Source organism: Bacillus sp. D386 (assembly GCF_006346415.1).
The window spans coordinates 581,637-601,658 of sequence record NZ_VEMV01000004.1; the positions used below are offsets into that span (position 1 = coordinate 581,637).

A 20,022-nucleotide genomic window follows, 5' to 3' on the forward strand; every position below is an offset into this window, starting at 1 on the left:
GTTCGTGCAAAAAATACCCGGTAAATGAACCGGGTATTTTTTATATGTACCATAGTTGAGAATATTAGGTGTTGAAGGCTGCCAATACCAGACATACCTTTCCTTCTATCAGTGGATATTAATAAAGGATCTAAAGGAAGGAAGGGATAACATGATTGAAATACCATCACGTCTAACAAATACTATAACAAATTATGTGTATGCCCATCATCAGCTTGGAAGCCATGGGTTTATCGTTGGCGGGAACTGGGATTATAAGCATGGTTATTTTGATTATCTAATGGATAGCGGTAGTAAATCAAATTATATTAGGATTCCCTTTACCACCATTAAGGGGTCTATAGAAGATAAAAACGGAGTAATCCGCTTTGGGACTCCTTACTTATTATCTTATGAAGCTAAAACCGGTGCCCAATTTTATATGAATCACCACCCATATTCAGATGAATGTGAATTTGATCATTACTCAAATCCATCAGATAATGTGTACGGTGGTGATTCAGGTTTGGAAAGATATTTAGATCTAGGCAGAGTATTAGTAAATGAAGCGGAAATTGCTGTGTTGGGATATGAATAAAATTATCTTGAAGACGGCTCTTGTTCGACTGTTTCTATAATGGTTTGGCTAATAATCGTATTAGTTGCAATAATACGATCTGCACCAGCTCGTTTGGCATTTTTCATTTGAAAGGGAGCCATTATTTCACAAATACAAGTGGCTTCTGGATAAAGGCCTTTAATACACAGTAAGGAAGCGATGACATGCAAATCAGAAGCACGTTCAGTTTTCGAGCGATCTGCTGTTAAAATGATGAATTCACTCTCGGTTACATTTGCATGAATCCATGTCTGTTCATTTGTACTGTCATTTTTCAAAAAAAAGATATGAGTGTCTGGCATTGGATGAGATTCTAATGTCTCGTCTATGATGACTATATTTCTTCGTGGATTCTCCTTATGCCATGTATCGATTAGCATTTTAGTACATTCATTCCAACCAACTATAATAAGATGCTTACGTTTTGTATAGATGGCAGAACCAAGCTGCAGGGCTGTCTGCCGTTTAATCACATAGGATGACATAGATGCGTAGTAGTAAGAAACAAATGCTGCACCAATTAAGATTAATGTACTGGCAGTTAACCTCCCTAAAAGAGTTTTGGGCACAATTTCGCCATACCCCACAGTTGTAATTGATTCAATGGTAAACCATATTCCTTCACCAATGTTGGTAAATGTTGAAGGCTCAATCAGATGCATAAGGATTCCATAGACCAGAATAATGCCAACGATAATAATAATCAGACGAGCAACTAAATGAAGTTTATTGAAAATATACTGAGCAGTATTCATACGTCGTCCTCGCTCTTATCAAAAATCTATTCAATCTAAAATTCCATTGTCCACAACTTTTATTTTAACAGTTGGGTTAATCTCAACTTTTTTTAAATCTAACTTTCCATTCTTCTTATACTCATCAAACAATTTTGGATCCTTAACCATCAGCTTACGGCCAAGCGCGAGTGCATCGCAATTGCTTTTCACTAACGTATCAGTTACTTTTCTAGCTTGTTTCGTTAAGTCCTTAGAAATATGCTCCTCAAGGGTTTTAATTTCGTCCTCTTTAAGCAAACCCTTTGTATATTCAGATACAGAAACCCTTAAGTTTAATGAAACTGTATAGACCGGTTTAGAGTCCTTGATTTTTAATTTTATTTTATGGGTGTTTTTTCGAATAAAAAAGCTAACCTTTTCATCAATTTCATTTTTTTTCTCCGGATTATTTATTGTAAATTGAGTATAGGTTCCTTCTTTGCCAACCATTAATAAGTATAAAGAAGAGTCCTCCCCAATTAAATTTTTACCGGTATAACTTAAGTTATCGAATAAAGCTACTCCCTTTACTTTTACCAGGCCACCCTTAAGTTTTTCTACATAGGGAAGGACAAAATCCTGACCTGGATCAAACATGGCAGGCATAATCGTAGCTAATGATTGCTCAGGAATCATGGAATGGTCTTCTGCACTGTCGAGTAACTCTTGTATGGCTCTACTAATTAAAGTGCCCTTAATATACTCGTCTTTTAAAATGTCTCGTGATTTTCCTTTTGTAATCAAGACTTTTGCGTTTACATTACTTTTTGCATCACGATATAACACATCCAGCAGGGGATAGATATCTGTTTTCGCCAATTCCTCGCCTATTAAAACATTACTTAATTTATTTATTGAGAATTCGCCGGGCGTAATTTGATTCATTTTTTCCCTTAAAATTAATGGAGATGCTCCCTTTACTTTATAACTGGTATTATAGGGTTCTATTTGTCCCCCACCTGCAGGCTTTAATGCACGAATAATTGTAATTAATTCCAGTGGTTCCGGGCCTTTAGCTTTGTCAAAACCTAAACTGAATGCCAGGGAAGTTTTAGATAAAAAATTTTGGTCCCAGCATCCTGTGGTAGCAATCAATATTGATAATATTAAACCTATCTTTAATAGTTTCATGGATCAATCACCTGCCTGATTTTGATGACTCTGGTTTATTTTTCGAATCATAGCAATAGCCAGTAGAAGAATGGGAAACCCTATCATGAACACATAAGTAAAGGGTAGCAAATAATTATTAAGACGAATCATGTTATCCTGCGCTTCCGGAAAAAGAGCACATAGAAGTGAGATTATCAAAGTAATAACCAATACAATGATTTTTTTGTTCTTGAATCGAGTATTTTCTGATATTCCTATTCCTGCTATAAAAATATATAGGACATAGGAAACGAGCATTGGAGAAATCCAGGCGCACATAATAATCAAATCCATCCGTTCAAAAATGCTAAGTATCGTCAATATTTTTAGTAAATAGAGAACTGGAATTGGAACTAGACCTAATGAATATGTACCAAAATGGGCAAGACAGATTACTAATAAAACAAGATAAATCAATGAAATAGTCAGGATTGAAAAAGTAATTACTCTTTTTTTTGTTTTTAATTTGTCATGAAGAAGTGGTAATAATACAAGTAATGAACTTAGGCCTGCATAACCAATCCCCATATGATATGAACCATTCAAAATTTTAGTAACCGGAACATCCCCAACTGGCAGTAGAAATAAAAGATGCATTTTAGGAATGGCAAAAGAAATAGAGAACAGGAGAAAGCCTGTTAACGCCAGGAATGTTATGCCGCTGAACCGCGCGAGTGTAGTTATCGTCCCTTTGGCTATATAGAGTCCCATTAAAATAAAGATTAGGTAAACAACAAATAGCGGTGTGACAGGCAGTGTCCATTCCTTTGATAAATACGTAAAATATAAAGCCGTATAGGTAGCAAGGCCAATGAAATAGATGATATACAGCCAATTCATTATTTTTCCGATCCATTTGCTTGTTAGAATCTCTGTCATTTGGAATAGATTCTTATCCGGTAATCGTTTATGCAATGAAAAGATGACCCATCCAATTAGTTGAAAGAAGATTAAAGTGATGATGGCAGATATCCAGGCATTATGTTTACTATGCTCATTAACAAGATAAGGAATGGCAAAAATCATGACAGAGCTAACGGATTGGACGGTTAAAAAGTATAATTGGTGAGCTGACAATAACTTTTTATTAGAAGCTATCATAGTCCATTTAACTCTCCTTCTTAAATGGTATTTTGAATAGCATTTTCGACAAGCTTTTAAAATTAAACGGCGCGACCGGTGCTAAATAAGGTTTTCCCATAGATTCCAATTCACATAAATGATAGATAATTAAAGTGAATCCAATCGCTATTCCAACTAAGCCAAAAATATAAGTTATAATGATGAGCGGGAAGTTTAGAATACGAATCATTTGTGCGACTTCCTGATTTGGAATAGTAAATGCCGAAATGGCTGTAATCGCAATCACGATTAACATCGTATTAGAAACCAGGTTAGCCTGAACAATTGCAGTACCTATGACCAAAGCACCTACCACACCAATCGTTGGTGAAACGGAACTGGGTAAACGGATGGCGGATTCCTTAAGAAGTTCCAATATGACCACCATAATAAGAGCTTCGATTAAGGGGGAGTAGGGAATGTTCTCCAAAGATCCTTTAACATTTGCTACAAGATTTAACGGGATAATCTCGAAATCAAATGATACAAGAGCGATATAAAATGATGGTAAGGTAATGGCCAGAAATAAGGCAAACAGGCGTAAAATCCGTTCAAATGAGCTTATATAAAAACGGCTTTCAATATCATCCGCTGCATGAAAAAAAGTAAAGAATGTAATTGGCATCAGGAAGACAGTAGAGCTTCCTTCAGTCATTAAGCCAACGGCACCCATTGATAAGTGATGTGCAACCCGATTGGGTTTTTCTGTATTCAAAATTTGCGGAAATGGTGAATAAACAGAGTCTTCTATATAATTTTGAATAACTTCTGTATTGATAGCTGTATCAAGATGAATAGAGTCTAATTTTTTTTCTATTTTTTCTATAACCTCCGGGTCTGCTTTCCCATTTATATAAAAAAGAGCGGCAGTAGCCTTTGGATATGAACCAAGTGTTTTTGTTTTAACCACCAAGTTCTCCGTTTTGACCCTTTTTCTTATCAGATTTAAATTATCTTCAATTTTCTCTACAAACCCTTCATGAGAACCACGTATACTTTGTTCCGATGCAGGTTCCTCAATAGAACGAGTCTTAAAATCTGCTGCTTCTACTAAATAACAGGCTGTATCACCTTCTTTAAACAGAGCAATATTACCGTCGAGCATATTATTAATAATATCTTCAAAACAGGTATAAGCAGAAACATGTGCCACAGGTAAGTTAGCAGGGCTAAGTGAAGAGTTAACCACTAATGGTTCTATCAGAAAATGATCGATAATATCCTTTTTAACGATTGTTTTGATGAATGCCATTCCATATTTGTGATCACCATTTGAGAAATAACGTGTATCGAAATCTTGTGTATTAGAAAAGGCTGTTTTCAGTTTTTCAATATTATCTTCTACATGACAGGTTGTTTGTAAGCTCCGTATATCTGGAGTAGATGCCTCGTTCGATTGTACTTGTTCGTTAGTCTGGTTTGTCGTTCTCTTTTTAAAGAATTTCATATCCATCACCTAAACCTTAATTGATAAACGTTAGTATTAGTTAACTAAGGAATATTATTCAATTGATTGCAGGTGTGCTGGATTATGAATTGCTGCAAAACTTGATTGAAAATAAGATAGCCAAAAGTAATAGTAAGCAAATTAGGCCTTTGATTCATGGATAATTCTGGAGTTAAATCTTTTTGATTTAGTTTAGAGGGGGAGGAATATAAAAACCTCCGTTTACATTGATTTAAACGGAGGTTTATCTGTTATAAAATTTACTTTGTATTTGGATACTCAATTTCCTTTCTCCATTTTTTACGGTCCCTTTTATCTATTATCCATAAAAAAATAAATCTAAGTCCTAAGATAATGGAGATAAATACACCGGTTAATGTTACAAATAATGCTAAGTATTCGAGCCGATTATAACTTGATAATAAACTGGACCAATTTATATTCCCTTTAAGCTGTTCAGAAACTAAATTCATTCCGAATATTCCAGTTATGACAGAATAGAGAGTTAAAATTTGTAAAAGCATATTACCTTGTTTAGATGTGAAATTTTCTTGATATTGATTTAAACTTTGCAGCGTTGCACGTGTATCCTCGAATAGATCGTCTACCTTAAACCTTTCTCTTAGCCGGATAAAAATATCACGGCCCTTCGAGTTGGTTGCCAGTTCAAAAAAATAATAATTGGATGAGAAGGCATTGATCGCATGAATTAATTTTTCCACTTGTTTTGTATCCTGTGAAATTCTCACACGTGAGTATTCGTTTGCCACCTTAAGCAAGGTGATTTTATGAAATAAAGTGAGCATTAATCCGTAATAGTATTCGCCATAAAAAGTACTGGCAATATTATTAAATGCTTCATTTGTACGATTGGTTATACAAGCAATTCCCTGTTCATCGGGTATGTAATAAGTAAACGGTGCCCAACGGGTATAAACGATCGACTCCATATATTGATCAATAAATTGTTGATTATTGCAACTGATATATGGATTTTTATTTTGGGAATACCCATCCAGATTACCTAATCGGTAAACATCGTAATCCTCAATTTTTTCATCAGGTACTAATCCAATCAAGGACTGGACGTATAAATGATTATTTTCAAAAAATGGGAAGGATTCAAAGTAAGCATTATCTTCAGTGCTATCATCCATATATTTTTTAATTTCAGGCATGAGACAATCTAGCAAAAAGCGCTCAACATGTTCGAACTCCTGATCTTCATAGATTATTTTGGAAGTCGGCTGATTTTGTTCCATGATTCTAAATTCTGAAGCAAAATGAATAGCTTCAGTAAGATTCAATGATTGATCCTGGTCTTCCAAGTGAATACGTATGGTTAAAAAACCTAACTGATATGGACACACGGTTATATCAATGGATTCAACTACAAATTTGGTGCTGCAATACTTTGTTTGTAATGTACCAGAAACCAGATACATTTTGGAATACCGTTGAAATCCTTTCCCATCCTCCTTTTTAGGGAATAAAATTCGATTTGTAAAAGGAAGAAAAAAATTCTCCATATTTTCGTGATCTATTTCAAACCTGCCATAGAAATCGTCTTCTTTTTCAAGGTTATCCAGTCTAAACCATTTAAACTGATTTTTTTTCAATTTCTCAACCAAATCATCTTCCTTTCCGCGTATAAGCGAAAACGGGAACACAAATTGGAAGTTGGCACTGGAAACCTGTTTTTCAGTTATCGAGAGCTCTTTCATGAGAAAAATTCCTTTCTAAGTGCTTAATAAGCTTATTGAAGGTTTTTACCCTTGAAAGTGTGAAGTTAACCTGGATAAATTTTACGAAAAAAACACACAGATTGTATAAACCTGTGTGTTTTACTCTATTAATATTGGTAATAGGGGTTTGAATATTGTGATGGATCTGTGTCAAATTCCTCATAGGAATACGGATCGCGACCTTGAGATGAAAAGCCTCCATAACCTGATTGTCCTTGACCCCATCCTTGGCCCCACTGCTGTCCTTGCCAGCCGTGATGTGGGAATCCGTGGCCTCCGCCATATCCGTGATGTTGATGATGGTGATGGCCTGGATGGTAAGGCATATGGTGTCCATATCCTCCGCCTGAATAATGAGGGTATCCCATACCGCCGTGATATCCTTGATGATGTTGATGATGGCCCATACCACCACCATAATGACCGTGTTGCCCATAGCCACCACCACCGTGTTGCCCATAGCCACCACCACCGTGTTGTCCATGTCCATAACCGCTGCCATAATAGCCTTGTTGTCTCATTTCATGTGGGAAATTTACATTTTGCTGATCATATTCATTTGGCATTCCATTCACTCCTTCTGAACTGGTTCCTTATAGTATATGTGTCTATATAAAGAAGGAGCTTATTCGTCTAAAAGATGGGCGATGGCTCAAACAGAATGTATTGTATTATTTCCTTTTGTATGGTTTGTCTCTTTAATTTGCTTCCTTCTCTTTTTCCGTTCCAAAGTAGGCTCTAAATACCTTTTTCCCAATATCCATATTCATACGATGTCCATTTGATTGATACGCCCACGGTACTACAACACTTATGGCGATTTCCGGATTATCATGTGGTGCGTACGCAGCAAATGTGATATTCCATGTTTCCGGTTGTTCGGTTCCTGGTGTCCATTTTGGTCCATCATAGAAGGCTTCTGCTGTACCTGTCTTGCCAGCTGGTCTATATGGTTCTCTACCCATTTCTTTGTATCCGGTTCCTGTTGACGTTTGGGTAACAAGCCGTAACCCTTCTTTAACACGATTAATCCAATCTTCATTCATACTCAATTGGTTTTGGAATTTAGGTTCAATTTCTTGGAAGATTGGTCCAAGTTTTCCTTTTTCAAGTACTGGTTCACGAAGCTCCTTAACAACACGAGGCTGAATACGATATCCACCATTGGCGATGGTAGAGATATATTGCGCAAGCTGCAACGGAGTATATGTGTCATATTGCCCGATCGCCAAGTCCATCAGTTTACCGGCACCCAATTCTGTCCCCTTGTAGCCAATTTGTTCTCCGGGCAGATCGATACCTGTTCGTTTACCCAATCCAAACTCATAGAAATGATTTCGCATCATATCAAATGCTTCAGGTTTTACAGATAATGGTCCGTTCGGAACATAATTGCCTTCACCAATTGCAATAGCTGTTTTAAACATATACACATTGGATGATCGCTGTAAGGCAGTTAAGTCAGAAACGTACCCCATATTTGTATAGGATTTTTTTATAGGTGTTTCTTTTATGATCATTGGAGCATCATATAGAGTGGTTCCGGGATTAAGAACCCCTTCCTGATAACCGGTTAATACGGTGGCTGCTTTGACTGCCGACCCCATTGCATATGCAGTTGTATAAGTCCCTTGGGCAAAGTCCTTCATTTCATATTTATCTTTTTCGTCATCCCAAACATATTGTTTGCCTGCTAACGCTAATATTTCGCCAGTATTAGGATTCATGGCTACAACAAATGCTCGATCAAGATAAGGTGCATAATACGCTGCTTTTTTAGCTCTTAACTCTTCTTCAATAATGGTTTCCACTTTCTTTTGGAAATCTATGTCAATTGTCAGGACTAGGTCCTTTCCACGTTGACCATCACTAAGTTCTTCTATGGATAAAATATTTCCGCTTTTATCGAGTTTGTTTTTTGACTTAGCTTTTTGGCCATGTAAAATATCTTCATATTGAAGTTCAAGGTTTGAAACACCGACACGCTCGTTAAGACTGTATCCACGGGAAGAATAATATTCGACCTTTTCCTTTGGGAGACCTTCATCAGATGAGGTTGTTCTGCCAAGGATAGATCTTAAAGTACTGTCAAGCGGATATGCACGATTCCAATCGACTGAGGTATCGACTCCAGGCAATTCATCCAGATTTTCAGTGACCCGAGCCATTTCTTCATCGGTGACATCCTTATTCTTAACAATTTGTGGAGTCAAGTATGTTCCGCTGTTAAACTTACGGAAAATAGCGAGAGTTTTTAACTCTGCCTTTGTGAATGAAGATAACTCTTCTTCAGTGATACGCTCGAGCTGAAGTTTATATAATTCTTTATCCTTCTTATCAGAAAGCTCTTTTTTTGTTACTTTTTTCCCTGCTACCTTCGGATTCATAATAATCCAAAAGTCCTTGAGGTCCCGTTCTTTTATATCTTCCAGGTCATCTTTACTAATATCGATTAATTCAGATAGTTTCTCGGCTGTCTCTACCATTTCCTTTGTTTTTGCTGTTTTACTGCGCGTATAGGTGATTGCATTGACAGGTTGATTATCAACTATTAATTTATGATTTTTATCATAAATCAGGCCGCGTGGTACAGGTTTGTTAATGGTGATATCCTCTGTCCTTTCGACTTCTTTCTTGAAGGATTCACCATGAGCAATCTGTAAAAATCCTAATCGTAAAATTAAGGCTGTGAATAGTAAAAAGACAACAAAAAGTAATATATTTGTTCGCGTATTAACGGATTGCTTTTTTTTCTTTTTCTTTCGTTGGGGATTCTTCAATCTCTCAACCTCCAAAAATTATAAAAACTGTCTCATTTTCATTTTAATGGATTAATATGGATATTACTATTGATTTTGTTCTATTTTCATATTCAATTCGCAAGGGCGAAACAAATGATTGTTTTTAGATGGAAAAGAATGGGAAACTAGTAAATAGTATCTTTTTTACTTTAGGGAGGGGAATATAGGGATGAAGAGTATATGCTTTCCACAACAAATGTATATTAATGGAGAATGGAGAGACAGTGAAAATACAATAAATGTATATAATCCAGCTACATGCGAGGTGATAGGAAGCGTTCCGAATGGATCTGAATCTGATGCAAAGGATGCGGTTGAGGCAGCTTATAAGAGTGGAGTGGCATGGTCAAAATTTACTGCAGAGGAGCGGAGTACAAAACTCCGGGAATGGTCCAGATTAATAGATGTACATATAGATGAATTAGCAGAAATTATGACGCTTGAGCAGGGTAAACCATTTGAAGAGGCGAAAGGGGAATTACGCTACGCCAACAGTTTTATTACCTGGTTTGCTGAAGAGGGTAGACGTGTATACGGCGAGACAATCCCGGCATCTTCACCTAATAAACGGATATTCGTTCAAAAACAGCCTGTCGGGGTGATAGCAGCGATTACACCTTGGAATTTTCCGGCTGCCATGATTACGAGAAAAGTGGCACCGGCATTGGCAGCAGGATGTACGGTTGTTCTGAAGCCATCTGAAGAAACACCATTCACAGCCTTGAAATTGATTGAGTTGGCTGAAAAAGCTGATATCCCTGCCGGAGTCATTAATATTGTTACAGGTGATGCAAAGCGTATCGTGTCTGTTTGGCAGAAGGATTCAAGAGTCCGCAAAATTACATTCACCGGTTCGACTGAAGTAGGGAAGATTTTAATGAAAGATGCTGCAGATACGGTGAAGAAGATTTCTCTCGAACTAGGAGGACTTGCGCCTTTTATTGTAACAAAGCATGCTGATATTGAAAAAGCAGTTCAGGGAGCAATCGATTCCAAATTCCGTAATGCGGGTCAGACGTGTGTATGCGCCAACCGGATATTTGTCCAACAATCAATTATGGATGAATTTACTAATCTATACACGGAAAAAGTCAAACAATTAAAGGTAGGCAATGGATTGATAAAGGGAAATAATATTGGCCCGCTCATAAATGAGGAAGCTGTAAAAAAGGTTATGTCACACCTCGATGATGCGAAAGAAAAGGGCGCAACCATTCTTACAGGTGGATATGTTCCGAAAGACATGCCGGGACATTTTATAACTCCTGCAATTATCTCGGGTGCGACTGATGATATGCTGTGTATGAAAGAAGAAACCTTTGGCCCAATTGCTCCAATTTCAGTGTTTGATCAAGTTGAAGAAGCGGTAGAACGTGCAAATCATACACCATTTGGATTGGCTGCTTATGTTTTCTCGGATAATATTCGGGAGGCTGTTTGGATAGCTGAAAATCTGGAATATGGGATTGTTGGAGTTAATGATGGGTTGCCTTCAACAGCGCAGGCACCTTTTGGAGGATTTAAAGAGAGTGGACTGGGCAGAGAAGGAAGCCATTATGGAATAGATGAATATTTAGAGATTAAATACATTTCACTGGGTTTATAAAGAAGAGTGAGGGATTGTATCTATATGATGAAAAAATTTGAAAATCTTGATCGCGTAGGGAATGATCATACATTTCTGGATATGTATCGGTGGAATAAAGAACGGCGGAGAAAACAAAAGGATTTAAAAACTCAAATTAGCCGTGTTGATAACCCGCAGATTGAGGAGCTAAAAAGAAATCAATCCCGAACTTCTATAACCTGGATTGGCCATTCAACCTTTTTAATTCAAATGGCAGGGATAAATATTTTGACTGACCCAGTTTGGGCGAGGCGGATGGGTGTTCAAACCCGACTGACAGAACCGGGTTTGAAGATAGATGACCTACCATCAATCGATGCCGTTTTAATTTCTCATGGACATTATGATCATCTGGATTTCCCGACCATCCAAAAATTGAAGGGTGACCCGGTTTATTATGTACCCATTGGTCTGGGAAAAGCTTTCTTAAAAAGAGGGTATGGGAAAGTTCATGAAGCAAACTGGTGGGAGACATTCGTACATGGAGATGTATCTTTTCATTTTGTTCCTGCGCAGCATTGGACAAGACGAGGGGCTTTTGATATGAATACTTCCCACTGGGGAGGATGGGTGATTGAAAAAGTCAATACATCTGAAAAGGTCTATTTTGTTGGAGACACAGGTTATTTCAGAGGATTTAAAGATATAGCGGAGAAGTTCCAAATCAATTATGTACTTATGCCAATTGGAGCATATGAGCCTGAATGGTTTATGGCAAGCTCTCATATTAATCCTGAAGATGCTATCAAAGCATTTTTAGAATTGAAGGGGGACTATTTTATCCCTATGCATTACGGTGCCTATCGATTGGCTGATGATACAGGACCAGAAGCATTAGAGCGATTGTTGGATGAGTGGAGCAGGAGACAGTTGCAGAAAGAACAATTGAAGGCATTACTAATAGGAGAGACTTTGTGGGGGAATTAACAAGGGGCAGTCGCTAATATATTTATGCGACTGCCCCTTGTTTAATTTATTGGCCTTTTTTCAAGACGATTTGCCATTCGGCACTGCCTGTTTGTTCAAAATTAGTAATCTCATGACCTTCTTTTGCGGCCCAGCGCGGAATGCTTTCTGTTCCTTGGGTGCAATCAAAATTGATGATTAATTCTTCGCCAACAGCCATTTCTACCATTGCCACTTTCGCCTCTTCTAGTGGGAAGGGGCAAACCATTCCGTTTGTCTCGAGTACTTTTGCCATAATGTATACCCTCCTATTAAATTAGGCCACCGCTGTATTACCGGTACCTGCTTTTTGTTTTTTTTGTTTTCGGATAATTGTAAAGTAAGTAGCCGTCCATGTTCCTAATAAGAAGAAGACAACAGCAACCCAGCCTTGCCAAGTAAACAGAGCAGTATTTACAAGCCCATTTCCGATGGTACATCCGCCTGCAAGCGATGCACCAAAGCCCATGATAAGTCCACCGCTAGCATTGTATGCAAGTGTTCTTTTATCCGGAAGGCGCCATTTGAATTCATTGCTGCCGCGAGCGGCAATATAGGATCCAAGGCCAATACCAAGTACAAGGAAAACTCCCCAGTTTAATAGGGATGTATCACCATTAACAAAGAATGTTAACAACTGTGCGGTTGGAGTTGTGATCCCAAGACCGGCCATTCGCCCTGTTGCTTCACTTAAAGGCCATGCAAGAATAGCGATGAGGCCAACGAGCAGCGCCGTGATGAATGGATGCCAGCGTTTCTCAAATAAAATATGGGCAATCCCTGTTTTCTGTTGTTTCATTTTAAAGGATGGCAGCTTAGGCTGTTTTAAGTTACGGTATACGAAAAATCCAATAAGTAATGCAAAAGCAATGACAAGTACCCATGGAGATAGGTTGAAAGTTTCATGGATATACGTATCGCTGGTTCTATAGGATAGTACATTTCCGCCCACAGCGCTTAATATCCCAAACTTAGTCATTGCGGCACCAAGTGCATAGCCGCCTAATGCAATCCAGCTCCCAATTAACCCTTCACCAGCCCGATACCAAGTACCAGTAGCACATCCTCCGGCTAGAACCATACCAATTCCGAAGATAAATCCGCCAACAATCGTTCCTAACCACGGAAATGCATCCGCTTGGATGGTGATGATTCCGTTAGCTGCAAGTGCATATACACCAATTGCCTGAATGGCAATAACGATCATGGTTGCGAGAAACATGCGTCCATCCCTAGCGAGAAGCAGGTCACGGTATGCTCCGACAACACAAAAACGTCCTCTTTGTAAGACAAAGCCTAAGAGAAGTCCGACGATAAGGCCATAACTAATAATTTGTATCATGATGAGATCCCTCCGTTGTTTGGATAGATGTATATTACAATAAACCTTATAAGATTACTACGAATTAAAGGAAGATTGTATAAAAATGATTCTTAAGTAGGAGTTTAAATGGATTTCACCTGTAACTTAGTAGGAATGCCTTTTTTGAGTTTTTATTACAAAAGCCTAAGTTGATGAAACCTTTCAGCGATCGTTGGGTTAAAGGAATATTATTTTAGAAGCAATTTTACAGGTGCTTAAAATCGTTACAATTTTCCTGAATTTTCATTTTATCATTGGTAATGATTATCACTAGATGTTGATTTTACTATTTTCATTGACTATAATTAAAGACGACTCAATAATGATTATCATTATCAGTAATGTTGTTGAGAAACTAATTTGACGGGGATTGCAATGAGACTATGGATGTTAGTATTAGTAACTATTATCCTATCCTTTATTTCGCTATTTATAGGGGCTATTGATATTAAACCGAGTGATTTACTAGATTTAGATTCAGACAAGACGCAAATCTTCTTGATGAGTCGATTACCACGGTTAATGGCCATTATTTTAGCTGGTGCAGGAATGGGAATTGCGGGCTTAATTATGCAAAGCTTAAGCCGAAACAAGTTTGTATCACCGACAACGGCTGGTACGCTAGATGCAGCAAAACTAGGTGTCATTGTCTCTATGGTGTTTTTTACTAATATGTCCTATATGGGGCAAATACTATTTAGTTTTGCATTCGCATTAATTGGTACATTTATTTTTATGAATTTACTTGAGCGCATTAAATTCAAAGATGTCATATTCGTCCCTCTTATCGGAATTATGTACGGTAATATCATCGGGGCGATTTCAACATTCATTGGATATGAAGCGGATGTTCTGCAAAATGTAGATACGTTTTTCTTGGGGAGTTTTACCTTGATCGTTTCAGGACGCTATGAACTGTTGTATGTAGCGGTTCCAGCAATTATCATTGCTTATCTATATGCAAATAAATTCACAGTAGCTGGTATGGGTGAGGATTTTGCGAAAAACCTGGGTTTAAGTTATCGTACAGTGTTAAACATTGGTCTAGTTATCGTAGCGGTAATTTCTACAACAGTCATTTTAACGGTAGGGATTATTCCGTTTTTAGGGTTGATTGTACCAAATCTGGTTTCCCTTTATTTGGGCGATAATTTACGTAAAACAATCCCTCATACAATATTCATGGGGGCGGCATTCTTATTGGCATGTGATATTCTAAGCCGATTGATTGTCCATCCATATGAGATACCTGTAAATACTACAGTTGCAGTAATTGGCAGTGCGATCTTCTTAATTATGTTGTTTAGGGGGAAAGCATATGCGAAAAAATAGTGTAAAGCTAATTATTTTAGCTGTTATTGCAATTGGATGTATGGCTTTATTTGCTTTCTATAATATTCAGGGCGGTTTTAGTTACGCCTTTCCAAAGCGTATTGAGCGCATAGTTGCTATGGTTATTACCGGAACGGCAATTGCGTATGCAAGTGTTATATTCCAAACCATTACACATAACCGTTTATTAACACCATCTGTTATGGGGATCGACTCGATGTATGAAGTCGTTCAAACTGTCATTTATTTTACGGCAGGGTCGGCTTCAATCTTCGTTGTAAGCCGTTACTTAAACTTTAGTGTAGCAATCATTGCGATGGTAGTATTCGCATTGATTTTGTATCGTTTTTTATTCAGGGCAGATAAATATCCAATTTTTCTTCTATTATTAGCAGGTATGATACTTGGAACATTACTCGGAAGTCTGGTAACGTTCATGCAAGTTCTAATTGATCCTGTGGAATATGAAAGTTTGCAAGCTCGCTTGTTTGCCAGCTTTATGAACGTGAAGACGGAATTACTGAGCATTGCTATTGTTATTTTATGTACCGCCTTTATATATGGCTATCGGTTATTACGTGATTTAGATGTTGTATCACTAGGTCGAGATAACGCGATTAATCTTGGTGTCGCCTATGATAAAATCGTGCTGAAAGTGCTGATTCTATCGTCTATTTTAATCGCTACTTCTACCGCACTGGTTGGACCTGTAACATTTTTAGGATTAATTGTGGCGAATTTAGCCTATCAATATTTGGCTACATATAAGCATTCGATATTAATCATTGGGGCAAGCTTGATCAGTATTATTGCGCTTGTCGGAGGACAATTTCTTGTTCAGCATGTTTTCCATTTGAATACAACGATTAGTGTCGTTATTAACTTTGTCGGTGGGATTTACTTTATTTACTTATTACTAAGGGAAAGTAGGAAAGCAGGATGATTGATATTAAAGGGCTTTCTAAAAGCTTTGGGAAAAAATCTGTTATTGAAAATGTAACATTGCAAATCCAACCAAGAGCTATCACTTCTTTTATTGGTCCAAATGGCGCTGGTAAATCAACGTTATTATCAATGGTGAGCCGTCTCTTAGATGCTGATACAGGTGAAGTATTTTTAGATCAAACTGACGTTAAGAAAATGAAATCAGATGCTTTTGCAAAGCGGGTGGCTATTTTAAGGCAGACCAATCACTTGAATATTCGTTTAACCGTACGCGAGCTTGTTTCTTTTGGACGCTATCCATATTCAAAAGGGCGGCTGAATGCAGATGATGAACGAATTGTAGACCAAGCACTGGAGTATTTAAACTTAACAGATATGCAGGATAAGCTGTTGGATGAGTTATCAGGCGGTCAAAAACAACGTGCCTTTATTTCAATGGTTATTGCACAAGATACGGATTATATTTTATTAGATGAGCCATTAAACAATCTGGATATGAAACACTCTGTGCAAATTATGAAAATACTGCGCAAGCTGGTAGATGAGTTAGGGAAAACGGTTGTAATTGTCTTGCATGATATCAACTTTGCTTCTGTATACTCTGATCGCATAGTGGCGTTAAAGGATGGGCGTCTGATAAAGGACGGTCCAGCGCATGAGATTATTAACTCAGAATCCTTGCGTGATGTATATGACATGCATATTCCTGTACAAGAGCAAGATGGATGTCGTATATGTGTATACTTTAATTCACATTAGATTCTAAAATAGATTCTGGCCTTATATTTTTGGAATAATTGACAGCAGCAAAATCTTGTTCAAGTTAAGGGTCGTATACTTAAGTTTTCGCGAAGACTCCAAAATAGCTGTTATTTTGGAGTCTTTTTTTATAGTATTTCTTTTGCTGAGCACATTTCTAACTGATATTTAACTTTTCAAGGAGAGAATATCTCGAGAATGATACGAAATCATCCATGTCTAATTCTCGTTAGGTCAGATAGGAAAAATAAAATTATTTATCAAACACTTCAAAAGAGTTGACATATTTTGTGATTCTCATTTAGAATGATAATGTCGATTGAAAATGATAATCGTTTTCAATTACCAACAGCGTATTTTAGGAGGAGAACAAAGGATGAAGAAATGGAAAACTTTAACTGCTTTGGCAGCGTTAACATTAATGTTGACAGCTTGTAACTCAGGTGACGAGTCAACAACAGGGGAGTCTTCTGAGACAAAACCAACAGAAGAAAAAGAAACTGTCGAAAGTTCTAAATTTCCAATGACAGTATCTTCCTTAACAGAATCACGTGAAGATGAAGAAAAGGGTACGACAACTACATTTGAAGAAGTAAAATTAGATAAAATGCCAGAACGCATTATTGCTCTGGATTATGGCTTTTTAGATACACTTGATGCATTAGGTGTTGAAGGAATCGTAGGCGTAGCTGCTGGTGGCGGTAAAGGAAATATGCCAGCGCATTTAAAAGAAAAATATGTTGCTGAGGGTGTTGCCGATGTTGGTACACTAAAGCAAATCGATTTTGAAGCAGTAGCAGCTGCTGAGCCGGATGTTATTTTCATCTCTGGTCGTCAAACACCATTTTATGAACAATTAAAAGAAATCACACCTAACGTTATTTTCATTGGTTCTGACAATGATAATTACATAGAGGCTGTATATGAAACAGTTGATTTAGCAGCTCAAATCTTTGATAAAGAAGAAAAAGGCAAAGAATTGAAAGCTTCATTACAAGAAAAAGTTGATGCAGTAAAAGAAAAAGCTGCTGGTTATGAAAATGCATTGGTAGCGATGTACAATGACAAGAAAATCTCCGGTTTCGACAATGGTGAAGATTCACGTTTCGCATATGTATATAATGACTTTGGCTTCAAGCCAGCAACAACTGATATCGAAGCATCTTCCCACGGTTCTGATTTCTCTTATGAGTCAATCCTTTCTGTTGATCCAGAAGTATTGTTAATTATCGACCGTACTGCTTCTGATGTAGAAACAATTAAAAAAGATATTGAAAATGATATTATCAAAAAAACCAGTGCTTACAAAGAAGGCAAAATTGTCTACTTAGACGGTGTTAACTGGTACTTCTCAAGTAACGGTGTAACGACTGAAGCAGAAAAATTAGATGAAATCTTAAATGAATTAAAATAATCTTCATAACAAGGAGCATGTCTCAAGTGGGGCATGCTCCTTTAATAAGGGGCGATTATGTATGTTTGTTCAAATCCGTAAGTGGATAGTGACAGAGGGAAATTCAGACAAGATATTGGAACGCTTCAAAAAGAAGCCAGATCAAGGTCCGTCGTTAATTGAGCAGCGTGAAGGCTTTATAAGTCGGGAGTTATTAGTGAAAAAAACAACGCGTGGGGAAGAAGAAGTTGTCATGATTATCCGCTGGGAATCAGAGGAAGCATGGAAAGCATGGGAAAAGAGCCCTGAGCATATCGCTGGCCATAAAGCGAAAATCAAGGAGCACGGAGGTAAGCCCCCAAAGCCAGAATACGTAATCAATATGGAACATGGCAATTACCTTGTAGTCGAATAATAAAAAACAAAACGCCCCTACCTGAAAGGGCGTTTGTTTTATAATGTAAACCTTATTTCAGGTTAGAAAAGAAGCGTTACAGAATAATGGACAGCATTTGCGATTTGAACTGATAGGAGTATTTATCATTTTTAAAATTCAAAAGTTGGTGTGGACTCATCCATTATTTTAAAGGTGTATCCCTTATGTTTCAGACGGCGAATGATTTCCGGAAGCCCATCCACGATTGTTGTATTGCCGTTAAAATCATGCAGGAGGATATAGAGATTTTCTTTTTCACCTACCCCTTGCATAATTAATTTAAGTAATTTTTTTTCTGGAATTGGAGGATTTAATCCATCGTTAGCATCGCAGTTCCAATCATAATATTTATATCCTCTTTTTATTACCTCAGTCTTTAATTGATCCATTAAATCAGTCCCGGCATATTGTTTTGCGACATAGTTATTGGAGCCGCCGGGGAATCGTAGGATTTTCGGGCTTACGCCTACTTCCCTTTCCAAAAATTCTTCCAGTTGAGTAATGTCTTTAAAAAAAGTATCCTTGGATCGATAGATTTTGGAATAATTATGAGAATAGGAATGCAGTCCAAGAGCGTGTCCATTTTTTACGATATCTTTATATAAATACATATGTCCCGGGCTGGCTGTTCCCGTTACAAAAAAGGTTGCCTTAACATCCTGAACTTTGAGGATATCGAGGATTTCCTGTGTGATGTTTGAGGGACCATCATCAAAACTGAGGTAGGCTGTCTTTGCAAATGTTTCAGATGGAATAAGAAGCTGGATAATGAGCAATGTGAGAACAGATAGAGTACGCATAATAAACTCCTATGGATTAAGTGATTTTAATATAGTTTTTGATTCTTGTTAAAAAATATTCCTAAACGGAGTTGAATAATTGGGTAAAATGTTTAATAAAGAGATTGAACATGTATAATAGACATAAGCATTTTAGAAAGGTTGATAAAGATGATCGAGATACAAAGTTATACAGTTGAGAAACTGGAAGACCCGTTTGGTATCCTTTCTGGAGAAAGGTTCGAATATGTACTGGAGATTTCCGTTCCCGAGGAAGATGAACTATATACCGATAAGGGTCTTCTGTTGCGTGTTATATATGTAATGGATGAAAATCAGGACCAAATTTCAAAATATGAGTTTATAGAAAGTGAAACACAAAGTATTTTGGATTTTGAGCTTGAGGAAGATGAATTATCGATGGTTTTACAATTTTGCAGGGAACATACTGATGTTGAATATGAAGAAGAATGAAGATAGCTGATTATATAAAAAATATAAATATTGAATAGTGTAAGAGTGCCTTATTTATTAGGATAATAGGGAAACCGGTGCAAATCCGGTGCAGCCCCCGCTACTGTATACGCGGATGAAATGATTTGTAAACCACCGGCTCTTTGTTTAGAGCATGGGAAGGTAAATCAGAGTAAATTGATGCGTCAGCCAGGAGACCTGCTCTTTCTTTTGTATGTACTATTTTTCGGAGGGAAAAGTAGGCGTCCAATCCTGTTATTTTAATGTGGATTTTCGCCTTAGCTTTTTTCGAGCTAAGGCTTTTTTATTATGTTGGAAAGGGGAATAA

Annotated in this window: 19 protein-coding genes and 1 riboswitch; of the genes, 9 read left to right on the plus strand and 10 right to left on the minus strand. The window is 37.4% G+C overall.

Going from position 1 to position 20,022, the window contains the following annotated elements:
* Positions 1-151: 151 nt before the first annotated feature.
* On the plus strand, positions 152-577 hold the full coding sequence (locus FHY45_RS14800; protein WP_066106694.1) for a YugN family protein: 426 nt from the start codon (positions 152-154) through the stop codon (positions 575-577).
* Positions 578-579: 2 nt separating this feature from the next.
* Here the strand turns inward: FHY45_RS14800 and FHY45_RS14805 are convergent, their stop codons facing one another.
* The 7 genes from FHY45_RS14805 to FHY45_RS14835 form a co-directional block, all read right to left on the minus strand.
* On the minus strand, positions 580-1,353 hold the full coding sequence (locus FHY45_RS14805; RefSeq protein WP_066106697.1) for a potassium channel family protein: 774 nt from the start codon (positions 1,351-1,353) through the stop codon (positions 580-582).
* Between the two features lie 30 nt (positions 1,354-1,383).
* Positions 1,384-2,505 (minus strand): Ger(x)C family spore germination protein, encoded by a 1,122-nt coding sequence (locus FHY45_RS14810; protein WP_066106703.1) that lies wholly within the window; start codon positions 2,503-2,505, stop codon positions 1,384-1,386.
* Positions 2,506-2,508: 3 nt separating this feature from the next.
* Positions 2,509-3,627, minus strand: coding sequence for a GerAB/ArcD/ProY family transporter (locus tag FHY45_RS14815; RefSeq protein ID WP_139892311.1), 1,119 nt, complete (start codon positions 3,625-3,627; stop codon positions 2,509-2,511).
* 7 nt (positions 3,628-3,634) lie between these two features.
* A complete protein-coding gene (locus FHY45_RS14820) occupies positions 3,635-5,095 on the minus strand; it encodes a spore germination protein (RefSeq protein ID WP_180349987.1) in 1,461 nt (486 codons plus the stop codon).
* Between the two features lie 260 nt (positions 5,096-5,355).
* Entirely contained in the window at positions 5,356-6,819 is a 1,464-nt protein-coding gene (locus FHY45_RS14825; RefSeq protein WP_139892316.1) for a hypothetical protein, read from the minus strand.
* Positions 6,797-7,342: a hypothetical protein gene (locus FHY45_RS14830; RefSeq protein WP_139892319.1), complete on the minus strand. Its 546-nt coding sequence runs from the start codon at positions 7,340-7,342 to the stop codon at positions 6,797-6,799. Before FHY45_RS14830 ends, FHY45_RS14825 begins: the two co-directional genes overlap by 23 nt.
* Positions 7,343-7,538: 196 nt before the next feature.
* Entirely contained in the window at positions 7,539-9,620 is a 2,082-nt protein-coding gene (locus FHY45_RS14835; RefSeq protein WP_257469117.1) for a penicillin-binding transpeptidase domain-containing protein, read from the minus strand.
* A 190-nt stretch (positions 9,621-9,810) separates the two neighbouring features.
* On the opposite strand from FHY45_RS14835, the gene FHY45_RS14840 reads away from it, so the two are divergent.
* Positions 9,811-11,247 carry an NAD-dependent succinate-semialdehyde dehydrogenase gene (locus FHY45_RS14840; protein ID WP_139892322.1) on the plus strand — a complete coding sequence of 479 codons (1,437 nt, stop codon included), beginning with the start codon at positions 9,811-9,813 and terminating at the stop codon, positions 11,245-11,247.
* A 24-nt stretch (positions 11,248-11,271) separates the two neighbouring features.
* The gene (locus FHY45_RS14845) at positions 11,272-12,195 is read left to right on the plus strand and encodes an MBL fold metallo-hydrolase (RefSeq protein WP_373925484.1); all 924 of its coding nucleotides are present in this window, start codon (positions 11,272-11,274) and stop codon (positions 12,193-12,195) included.
* Between the two features lie 46 nt (positions 12,196-12,241).
* Here FHY45_RS14845 and FHY45_RS14850 read toward each other — a convergent pair whose 3' ends face one another.
* A complete protein-coding gene (locus FHY45_RS14850; RefSeq protein WP_139892323.1) occupies positions 12,242-12,469 on the minus strand; it encodes a sulfurtransferase TusA family protein in 228 nt (75 codons plus the stop codon).
* A 21-nt stretch (positions 12,470-12,490) separates the two neighbouring features.
* Complete coding sequence (locus FHY45_RS14855) at positions 12,491-13,555, minus strand: YeeE/YedE family protein (protein WP_139892325.1); 1,065 nt, start codon at positions 13,553-13,555, stop codon at positions 12,491-12,493.
* Between the two features lie 396 nt (positions 13,556-13,951).
* Between FHY45_RS14855 and FHY45_RS14860 the strand changes: the two genes are divergently transcribed.
* The 5 genes from FHY45_RS14860 (at position 13,952) to FHY45_RS14880 (ending at position 18,420) form a co-directional block, all read left to right on the plus strand.
* Positions 13,952-14,908, plus strand: a complete 957-nt coding sequence (locus FHY45_RS14860) for an ABC transporter permease (RefSeq protein WP_066106731.1) — start codon at positions 13,952-13,954, stop codon at positions 14,906-14,908.
* Positions 14,895-15,851 carry an iron chelate uptake ABC transporter family permease subunit gene (locus FHY45_RS14865; protein WP_066106734.1) on the plus strand — a complete coding sequence of 319 codons (957 nt, stop codon included), beginning with the start codon at positions 14,895-14,897 and terminating at the stop codon, positions 15,849-15,851. The genes FHY45_RS14860 and FHY45_RS14865 overlap by 14 nt, the downstream gene beginning before the upstream one ends.
* Complete coding sequence (locus tag FHY45_RS14870; RefSeq protein WP_066106739.1) at positions 15,848-16,612, plus strand: iron ABC transporter ATP-binding protein; 765 nt, start codon at positions 15,848-15,850, stop codon at positions 16,610-16,612. Before FHY45_RS14865 ends, FHY45_RS14870 begins: the two co-directional genes overlap by 4 nt.
* Positions 16,613-16,988: 376 nt before the next feature.
* Complete coding sequence (locus FHY45_RS14875; protein ID WP_066106744.1) at positions 16,989-18,026, plus strand: siderophore ABC transporter substrate-binding protein; 1,038 nt, start codon at positions 16,989-16,991, stop codon at positions 18,024-18,026.
* A 61-nt stretch (positions 18,027-18,087) separates the two neighbouring features.
* Positions 18,088-18,420, plus strand: coding sequence for an antibiotic biosynthesis monooxygenase family protein (locus FHY45_RS14880; RefSeq protein ID WP_066106747.1), 333 nt, complete (start codon positions 18,088-18,090; stop codon positions 18,418-18,420).
* Positions 18,421-18,551: 131 nt separating this feature from the next.
* On the opposite strand, the gene FHY45_RS14885 is transcribed toward FHY45_RS14880, so the two are convergent.
* Entirely contained in the window at positions 18,552-19,241 is a 690-nt protein-coding gene (locus FHY45_RS14885; RefSeq protein ID WP_066106751.1) for a polysaccharide deacetylase family protein, read from the minus strand.
* 150 nt (positions 19,242-19,391) lie between these two features.
* Here FHY45_RS14885 and FHY45_RS14890 point away from each other — a divergent pair, with 150 nt between their 5' ends.
* Positions 19,392-19,694, plus strand: coding sequence for a DUF6509 family protein (locus tag FHY45_RS14890; protein ID WP_139892327.1), 303 nt, complete (start codon positions 19,392-19,394; stop codon positions 19,692-19,694).
* Between the two features lie 26 nt (positions 19,695-19,720).
* A riboswitch (cobalamin riboswitch) is annotated at positions 19,721-19,914 on the plus strand.
* The last annotated feature ends 108 nt before the right edge of the window (positions 19,915-20,022 follow it).

Coding starts and splice junctions, on each gene's coding strand:
- FHY45_RS14800 (WP_066106694.1), top strand. CDS start 152: ATGATTGAAATACCATCACGTCTAACAAATACTATAACAAATTATGTG.
- FHY45_RS14805 (WP_066106697.1), bottom strand. CDS start 1,353: ATGAATACTGCTCAGTATATTTTCAATAAACTTCATTTAGTTGCTCGT.
- FHY45_RS14810 (WP_066106703.1), bottom strand. CDS start 2,505: ATGAAACTATTAAAGATAGGTTTAATATTATCAATATTGATTGCTACC.
- FHY45_RS14815 (WP_139892311.1), bottom strand. CDS start 3,627: ATGATAGCTTCTAATAAAAAGTTATTGTCAGCTCACCAATTATACTTT.
- FHY45_RS14820 (WP_180349987.1), bottom strand. CDS start 5,095: ATGAAATTCTTTAAAAAGAGAACGACAAACCAGACTAACGAACAAGTA.
- FHY45_RS14825 (WP_139892316.1), bottom strand. CDS start 6,819: ATGAAAGAGCTCTCGATAACTGAAAAACAGGTTTCCAGTGCCAACTTC.
- FHY45_RS14830 (WP_139892319.1), bottom strand. CDS start 7,342: ATGGCAGCGGTTATGGACATGGACAACACGGTGGTGGTGGCTATGGGC.
- FHY45_RS14840 (WP_139892322.1), top strand. CDS start 9,811: ATGAAGAGTATATGCTTTCCACAACAAATGTATATTAATGGAGAATGG.
- FHY45_RS14845 (WP_373925484.1), top strand. CDS start 11,272: ATGATGAAAAAATTTGAAAATCTTGATCGCGTAGGGAATGATCATACA.
- FHY45_RS14850 (WP_139892323.1), bottom strand. CDS start 12,469: ATGGCAAAAGTACTCGAGACAAACGGAATGGTTTGCCCCTTCCCACTA.
- FHY45_RS14855 (WP_139892325.1), bottom strand. CDS start 13,555: ATGATACAAATTATTAGTTATGGCCTTATCGTCGGACTTCTCTTAGGC.
- FHY45_RS14860 (WP_066106731.1), top strand. CDS start 13,952: ATGAGACTATGGATGTTAGTATTAGTAACTATTATCCTATCCTTTATT.
- FHY45_RS14865 (WP_066106734.1), top strand. CDS start 14,895: ATGCGAAAAAATAGTGTAAAGCTAATTATTTTAGCTGTTATTGCAATT.
- FHY45_RS14870 (WP_066106739.1), top strand. CDS start 15,848: ATGATTGATATTAAAGGGCTTTCTAAAAGCTTTGGGAAAAAATCTGTT.
- FHY45_RS14875 (WP_066106744.1), top strand. CDS start 16,989: ATGAAGAAATGGAAAACTTTAACTGCTTTGGCAGCGTTAACATTAATG.
- FHY45_RS14880 (WP_066106747.1), top strand. CDS start 18,088: ATGTTTGTTCAAATCCGTAAGTGGATAGTGACAGAGGGAAATTCAGAC.
- FHY45_RS14885 (WP_066106751.1), bottom strand. CDS start 19,241: ATGCGTACTCTATCTGTTCTCACATTGCTCATTATCCAGCTTCTTATT.
- FHY45_RS14890 (WP_139892327.1), top strand. CDS start 19,392: ATGATCGAGATACAAAGTTATACAGTTGAGAAACTGGAAGACCCGTTT.